Below are 6,920 nucleotides of genomic sequence, written 5' to 3' on the forward strand. Positions count from 1 at the left end.
CAGCGAAAGGCGTGACCGACGATGTCGACGTCCGGTGAGATCGACCCGTCTCCGGGATGGCTGCAGCGGCTGTGGGCGCGGCGCGCCACCGTCGCACCGTTCGCGGTGGCCGGTGCGCTGAGCGTGCTCGCCGGCGGCATCGTGGCGGCGGCGATCGCCGCACCGACCCCCACCCGCCACGGGGTCTGGTCGGTGGCCTACCTCGTGCTGGTGGTGGGGCTGTGCCAGATCGCCCTCGGGGCGGGTCAGGCCCTGCTGGCGGCGACCCCGCCCACCCGTAAGGCGGTGTGGACCGCCGCGGTGGTGTTCAACCTGGCGAATGTGGGTGTGCTCGCCGGGGTTCTCACCGACCGGGTCGCGGTGCTCAACGCCGGGTCGGTGCTGTTGCTGGTGGCGCTGGTGCTGTTCTTGGTCGGGGTGCGTCGCAGTGATCGCCGCGGGTGGGCTCTGCACCTGTATCGGGGGGTGGTCACGGTGTTGGTCGTCAGCATCCCGATCGGATTGGTGATCACCACCGTCGGGGCCACCTGATCAGGATGCGGTGAGCAGGCGGGCCAGCACTGCGGCTTGGCTGCCGTCGACGTCGCGGGTGGCGGTGACGAGGGTGACGGTCTTTCCCTGGGGCATCGCACGAAGCTCATCGAGGGCCGCCTGCCCCTGCGGGCTCGCCAGCTCCTGTTCGTAGCGGCGCACGAACTCCTCGAAGCGCTCCGGCTGATGGTTGTACCAGTGCCGCAGATCATTCGACGGCGCGGCGTCTTTGAACCAATGGCCGACGCGCGGATCGTCCTTGCGGAAGCCGCGCGGCCAGACCCGATCCACCAGGATGCGCTGCCCGTCCTCGGGGCTGGGGTCGTCGTAGACCCGCGCGAACCGTACGTGGTCGTTATTGCTCACCATCCCAGCCTAGTCCGATCGGCCAGGATCGGCCGTCGACGGCGACCCGGCGCAGTCGGCGCTCAGCCCGGTGCGCCCGGCGGCAGAAACGGCAGCCCCGGCGGCGCTCCGCGGTGGGCCAAATCCAGCAGGGCGTCGACGTCGAGATGGGCCTCGACCAGATCGGCCAGCACCTCCAGGCGGTGCTCGCGGGCGGCGGCGAACGAGACGCGCGTACCGGTCATCCCGAGGATGTCGCGCAGCAGGGCGCTGCGAAATGCGTCGTCTTCCAGACAGCCGTGCCACAGGGTGCCCAGCACCGCCCCGCGGCGCGCCCCGCCGGGGAACGCGGTGACGCCGTCGCCGAGGGACACCTGACCGTGGTGGATCTCGTAGCCGGTCACCGATGTACCCAGCGCGGCACCGCGTGGGCGGCCCAACGTCTTGGCGGCGGTGAACGTGGTGGTCACGTCGAGCAGGCCGAGCCCGGGCACGGTCGTGGCCGGGCCCTCCACCGCGTCGCGGTCGGCGATGCGGGTCCCCAGCATCTGGAAACCACCACAGATCCCGAGCACCGGTCTGCCGGCCGCGGCGTGCGCCGCGATGGCGGTGTCGAGGCCGCGGGAGCGCAGCCACGCCAGGTCGGCGACGGTGGCGCGGGTGCCGGGCACCACGATGAGGTCCGCGTCGGCCAGCGCGCGCGGGTCGGAGACGAACACCACGTGGAGCTCGGGTTCGATCCCGAGGGCGTCGACGTCGGTGAAGTTGCTGATCCGCGGCAGCCGCACCACGGCGACCCGCCGGGCGCCGTCGTGGGCGGCGCCCCGGGCGCCCAGATCCAGTGCGTCCTCGGAGTCCAGCCAGAGGTCGGGATGCCACGGCAGGGTGCCGAAGACACGGCGGCCGGTCACCTGAGCCACCCCGGTCAGGGCGGGCTCCAGCAGTCGGGGCTCACCGCGGAACTTGTTGACGACGAATCCGCTCACCAACTCCTGGTCGGCGGCTTCCAGCAGCGCGACCGTGCCGAAGAACGCGGCGAACACCCCGCCCCGGTCGATGTCGCCGACCACCACGGTCGGCAGGCTGGCGTGGCGGGCCAGGCCCATGTTGACGTAGTCGCCGTTGCGCAGGTTGATTTCGGTGGGACTGCCCGCACCCTCGGCGACGATCACGTCATAGCGGGTGGTGAGGTCGTCGTAGGCGGCGTGGGCGGCCTCGGCGAGTGCGCGACGGCCCGTGCGCCAGTCGGTGGCCGACAGCTGCCCCCAGGGCTGTCCCAGCAGGACGACGTGGCTGCGTCGGTCCGAGCCCGGCTTGAGCAGCACCGGGTTCATCGCCACCTCCGGGGTGGCACGAGCGGCCTGGGCCTGAATCCATTGGGCGCGTCCGATTTCCCCTGCGCGCCCATCGGGGTCGAGGCAGACCATCGAGTTGTTCGACATGTTCTGCGCCTTGAACGGCGCGACGCGGACACCGCGACGGGCCAACGCCCGGCACAGTCCCGTGGTCACCACGGTTTTGCCGGCATCACTGGTGGTGCCGGCGATCAGCAGTCCCGCCATCGGTGCCTCCTCACGGCCAACACAACCATGACCGCCGGGGCCGCCGGAGGATCGCCCCGCGGGTTCAGGCGTACTGGGAACCGGGGTGGAAGCGTTTGACCCGCTGCAGCGTGTTGCGGTCGGTGTGGGTCATCTGTTCACCGCCCATGGCGGCCAGCTTCAGCGTCAAGGTCTGGTCGTAACTGAACGACCCGTCGTCGTTGAAGGTGAAACTGCCCTGAAAGCCGATCAGCTCGGCGCGCTCGGACAGGTACTCGTTCTGCAGGATGCCGTAGTTCGCGTCGCCGGGGGTCGCTGTGAACTCGATCTTTTTGTCGCGCGGCTCGGCATGCCCGCCGGCCTGGATCGCGATGCCGCGGCCGAACACGACGGTGCGCAGGACCACGCCGGTTTTCTTCTCCCACAACAGGTATCCCACCTCGTCGTGGAACGGGTCCATCGCCTCCTCGCCGTGGCGCCAGGCGGTCATCTCGTATTTGAGACCTTCGATGGTCTGGTTTCCGTTCTCCTGGATCGGGATCGGTTTGAACCACGCTCTCTCGAAATAGCTCGTCTCGGCGGTGCCGCCGTCTTTGTTGTGAAACGAGAAATCGACACCGACGTCGCCTTCCCACTCCCCCACCAGCGGGGTCAGCGGGCCGAGCTTTTGCGGGCCCAGGATTTCGGTCATGGCGATAGCTCCTCACACTCGTCACCGACAACGTCGTGTCGCTGCGGTCTCCTCACCGCGTGATCAAGCACCGCTCAGGAGACGGCCGAGGCGCACCCATCGCACGCGGCACCGTGCCGAATGGTAGACCCGCTCGGCCCGGCCCGCCGTCTTATTCGGTGCGAAAAAGGCGAAAGGGCCGCATGCGCGGCCCTTTCAAACGGTGGAGCTGCCGGGAATTGAACCCGGGTCCTCCGGCCTGCCCTCAAGGCTTCTCCGTGCGCAGTTCGCTAGGTCTCTACTCGGATCTCCCGGTCACGCGAACCAGCCGGGATGACGATCCCAGTCGCTGTTTGGTGTCCCGACACGTCCCGCGACCGAACGTATCGGTTGATCCCTCTAGATGATGCCAGGGTCCGGGTCGAGGGCGTTCCCGGTCTGACAGACTAGCTGTCGCTTAGGCAGCGAGAGCGTAGTCGCGCTGATGAGAATCGGCGCTTAATTGGTTGCAACGACGCTTACGGTGGTCTCTTGCCTGCACCGGCACGCTTCCCTTGATTCGAAGCACGAAGTCGAAACCGTTCAGCCCCCTGTCTGTGTGGTCGCCCGCCGACCATCGGCAGGACAGTTACATCGTACGTGGTGGGTAACGTCGCGTCACCGCTGAATGTTCCACGCCCGTCGGGGAACCCCGTCCGGTCTGCTCACCCCACGGTGATCATGGTCACCGCGACCATCGCCAGGACCATGCCGGCGACCTGCCAGCGGTGCACGCGCTCGCGCAGCAGCACGATCGCCAGGACCACCGTGACCGCCGGGTACAGCGAGATCAGCACGCTGGCCAGCGACAACAGCGCCTTGTGCAACGCCACCAGCATGGTGACGTTGGCGACGGTGTCGAGGACCGCGATCAGCAACGCCAGTCGCAGCGGCGTCCCGCGCGGCGCGCTCAGGTTGCGACTGGCGGCCGCGAGCACGATGACCAAGATGCTGGCCGCGATCCGGGCGAACAGCAGCGGCCACAGCCGCGACTGTGCCGGGGTCTGGTCCATGCACACGAAGTTCAATCCCAACGCCAGCCCGGACCCCACGGTGAGCCACGCCACCTTGCCGGTCAGCCAATGCGGGCGGGGTTCGCTCTCCCCGGCCTCCCGGCTGATCAGCACCACCGCGGCCAGGGCCAGCGCGATTCCGGCGGCCGCAACCGCGCCCGGGCGCTCCCCCAGACCCAGGCCCACCGCGACCGGAACCGAGGCGTCCACGGTGGCCGACACCGGGGAGATCACCGCAATCGGTCCAGCGCTCAACGCCGCGTAGAACCACCAGATCCCCAACGCCTGAGTGATCCCGCCCAACGCGCCCCACAGCACCGCCTCGGTGGTGATCTCGCCACCGGCGGCCACCGCGATGATCCCCAGCAGCATCGCCGCCACCGGGGTGGAGATCAGCACCACCCGCAGCGCGGCGACCCGCCGGGAAGCCAGCCCACCGACGAAGTCACTGAAGCCGAAACTGGCCGCCGAGGCCAGCGCGAACGCCGGCGCGGTGTTCAGCGCATGCCCTTCGCCCGCTGGCCCAGGGCGCGGGTGATCTCGCGCTGCGCGTCCCGACGCGCCAGGTCCTGCCGCTTGTCGTGGGCCTGCTTGCCGCGCGCCAAGGCCAACTCCACCTTCACCTTGCCGCCGGTGAAATACAGCGACAGCGGCACCAGGGTGAGGTTGCCGTCGCGAATCTTGCCGACCAGGGTGTCGATCTGACGCCGATGCAACAGCAGTTTGCGGTTGCGTCGCGGGGCGTGATTGGTCCAGGTTCCGTGGTGATACTCCGGGATGTGCAGGTTGCGCAGCCACACCTCGCCGTCGTCGACGGTGGCGAACGCATCGACGAGCGAGGCGTGCCCCTCCCGCAGGCTCTTCACCTCGGTGCCGACCAACGCCACCCCCGCCTCGAAGACCTCCAGGATGGTGTAGAGGTGCCGGGCCTTGCGGTTGCTGGCGATGATCTGCTTGCCGCCCGCCTGATCACCGCTGCCAGCCCGCTTGCCCGTTTTGTTGGCCACGTTAGCGCCGGATGTAGAGCCGCAAGGTCACATAGGCGGTGGCGCCGGCCATAGCCGCACCCACCAGCCACAGCACCGGGGCGATGTAGAGCACGTCGGCGTAGTCGATCTTGGCGATGAGGTTGGCGTTGTAGAACTGACTCAGCGCTCTGTCGAGGAAGGCCGCTCGCACGATGATCAGCCCGCCCACCGCGATCAGCACCCCGAGGGTGGCCGCCAGCACCGCCTCCACCAGGAATGGCAACTGCGTATACCAGCGGCTGGCGCCGACGAGACGCATGATCCCGATCTCGGTGCGCCGCGTGTAGGCGGCCACCTGCACCATGTTGGCGATCAACAGCACCGCACCGATGGCCTGCACCAACGCGACCGCGAACGCCGCACCGCTCATGCCGTCGAGCACGGCGAACAGCCGGTCGATCAGGTCCTTCTGGTTTCTGACCCCCTGCACCCCGGGCTGGTTACGCAGCGCCTCGTCGAAGGCGCTGTGTTCCTCGGGGTTCTCCAGTTTGACGATGAACGACGCCGGGAACGCGTCTCGGCTGGCCACCTCCTTGAACTGGGGAATTTTGCGGATCGCATCCTCGTAGGCGTCGTCAGGGGTGAGGTAGCGCACCGACTTGACGTCGTCACGGGAGTTGATCGCCTCGCGCAGCGCCGTGCACAGCTCGTTTTTGCAGTCGGGGTCTTGGGTCGATTGGTCCTTGGTCAAAAAGACCTGCGATTCGACGCGGTCGAGGTAGATGGCTCGCGAATGGTCGGCCAGCCGGATCACCAGCAGACCGCCGCCGAACAATCCGATCGAGATCGCGGTGGTCAAGATCATCGCGACCGTCATGGTCACGTTGCGGCGCAGGCCGGTGAGGACCTCGCTGAACAGGAATCCAAAGCGCACTTATCGATCCATTCCGTAGACACCGCGTTGCTCGTCGCGCACCAGCCGGCCCAGGGCGAGCTGCACCACCCGACGTCGCATCGAGTCGACGATGTGGTGGTCGTGGGTGGCCATCAACACGGTCGTGCCGGTGCGGTTGATCCGGCCTAACAGGTCCATGATGTCGTTGCTGGTCTCGGGGTCGAGGTTGCCGGTGGGCTCGTCGGCGAGCAGCACCAGAGGCCGGTTGACGAACGCCCGCGCGATCGCGACCCGTTGTTGCTCACCACCGGAGAGCTCGTCGGGCAGCCGGCTGGCCTTCCCGGACAAGCCGACCATCTCCAACACCTCCGGAACCACCCGGTTGATGGTGTCGGTGCGTTTGCCGATGACCTCCAGGGCGAACGCAACATTGTCGAACACGGTCTTTTGCTGCAGCAGCCGGAAATCCTGGAAGACACAGCCCATGACCTGCCGCAACGCCGGGATGTGTCGGCCAGAGAGCTTGTTGACGTGGAACTTCGACACCCGGATGTCGCCGGTGGTGGGCCGTTCGGCGGCCAGCAGCAGCCGCATGAACGTCGACTTGCCCGACCCGGACGGTCCGATGAGGAACACGAACTCGCCCTTGTCGATTTTGACGCTGACGTCATCGAGGGCCGGACGGGCCGACGTCTTGTACTGCTTGCTGACATGGTCGAGCGTGATCATCACGGCACGCAGTGTAACCGCGGCGAGGCCCGCCGCCGGTCAAGCTAGCCCGCCGGGGGCGGCGGGACCGCGGGTCCGGGCCCGGCGGTGGTGGCATTCTCCGGCGCCGGACCCGCCGGTCCGGGCATTCCCGGCGGGAGCGCCGGCGGCTCGGAGGTCGGCGGCGGGAACGGCGGCGGGAACGGCGGG

Annotated in this window: 8 protein-coding genes and 1 other RNA gene; 1 reads left to right on the forward strand and 8 read right to left on the reverse strand. The window is 68.3% G+C overall.

Annotated features, from left to right (window positions below; all coding sequences use genetic code 11):
• The first annotated feature begins 21 nt into the window (after window positions 1-21).
• Complete coding sequence (locus tag B8W67_RS08265; protein WP_085303376.1) at window positions 22-531, forward strand: hypothetical protein; 510 nt, start codon at window positions 22-24, stop codon at window positions 529-531.
• On the opposite strand, the gene B8W67_RS08270 is transcribed toward B8W67_RS08265, so the two are convergent.
• From B8W67_RS08270 to ftsE, 8 genes are all read right to left on the reverse strand, one after another.
• On the reverse strand, window positions 532-897 hold the full coding sequence (locus tag B8W67_RS08270) for a DUF488 domain-containing protein (RefSeq protein WP_234806699.1): 366 nt from the start codon (window positions 895-897) through the stop codon (window positions 532-534).
• A 62-nt stretch (window positions 898-959) separates the two neighbouring features.
• Window positions 960-2,438, reverse strand: coding sequence for a cobyric acid synthase (locus B8W67_RS08275; RefSeq protein ID WP_085303379.1), 1,479 nt, complete (start codon window positions 2,436-2,438; stop codon window positions 960-962).
• A gap of 64 nt (window positions 2,439-2,502) precedes the next feature.
• On the reverse strand, window positions 2,503-3,108 hold the full coding sequence (locus B8W67_RS08280) for a heme-binding beta-barrel domain-containing protein (protein ID WP_069392228.1): 606 nt from the start codon (window positions 3,106-3,108) through the stop codon (window positions 2,503-2,505).
• Window positions 3,109-3,308: 200 nt separating this feature from the next.
• Window positions 3,309-3,677: a transfer-messenger RNA gene (gene ssrA, locus B8W67_RS08285) on the reverse strand.
• 114 nt (window positions 3,678-3,791) lie between these two features.
• A complete protein-coding gene (locus B8W67_RS08290) occupies window positions 3,792-4,640 on the reverse strand; it encodes a DMT family transporter (RefSeq protein ID WP_174254774.1) in 849 nt (282 codons plus the stop codon).
• Complete coding sequence (gene smpB / locus B8W67_RS08295; RefSeq protein WP_069392230.1) at window positions 4,637-5,146, reverse strand: SsrA-binding protein SmpB; 510 nt, start codon at window positions 5,144-5,146, stop codon at window positions 4,637-4,639. Before smpB ends, B8W67_RS08290 begins: the two co-directional genes overlap by 4 nt.
• 1 nt (window position 5,147) lies before the next feature.
• Window positions 5,148-6,041 carry a permease-like cell division protein FtsX gene (ftsX, locus tag B8W67_RS08300; RefSeq protein WP_085303381.1) on the reverse strand — a complete coding sequence of 298 codons (894 nt, stop codon included), beginning with the start codon at window positions 6,039-6,041 and terminating at the stop codon, window positions 5,148-5,150.
• A complete protein-coding gene (gene ftsE / locus B8W67_RS08305; protein ID WP_069392232.1) occupies window positions 6,042-6,731 on the reverse strand; it encodes a cell division ATP-binding protein FtsE in 690 nt (229 codons plus the stop codon). It abuts the gene before it with no gap.
• Window positions 6,732-6,920: the final 189 nt, after the last annotated feature.

The sequence above is a fragment of the Mycolicibacillus koreensis genome (assembly GCF_002104795.1).
GTDB classification, from domain to species: Bacteria; Actinomycetota; Actinomycetes; order Mycobacteriales; family Mycobacteriaceae; genus Mycobacterium; species Mycobacterium koreense.

Bases quoted from the DNA above. Each gene is read 5' to 3' on its own strand.
- B8W67_RS08265 (WP_085303376.1), top strand. From the start codon at position 22: ATGTCGACGTCCGGTGAGATCGACCCGTCTCCGGGATGGCTGCAGCGG.
- B8W67_RS08275 (WP_085303379.1), bottom strand. From the start codon at position 2,438: ATGGCGGGACTGCTGATCGCCGGCACCACCAGTGATGCCGGCAAAACC.
- B8W67_RS08280 (WP_069392228.1), bottom strand. From the start codon at position 3,108: ATGACCGAAATCCTGGGCCCGCAAAAGCTCGGCCCGCTGACCCCGCTG.
- ftsE (WP_069392232.1), bottom strand. From the start codon at position 6,731: ATGATCACGCTCGACCATGTCAGCAAGCAGTACAAGACGTCGGCCCGT.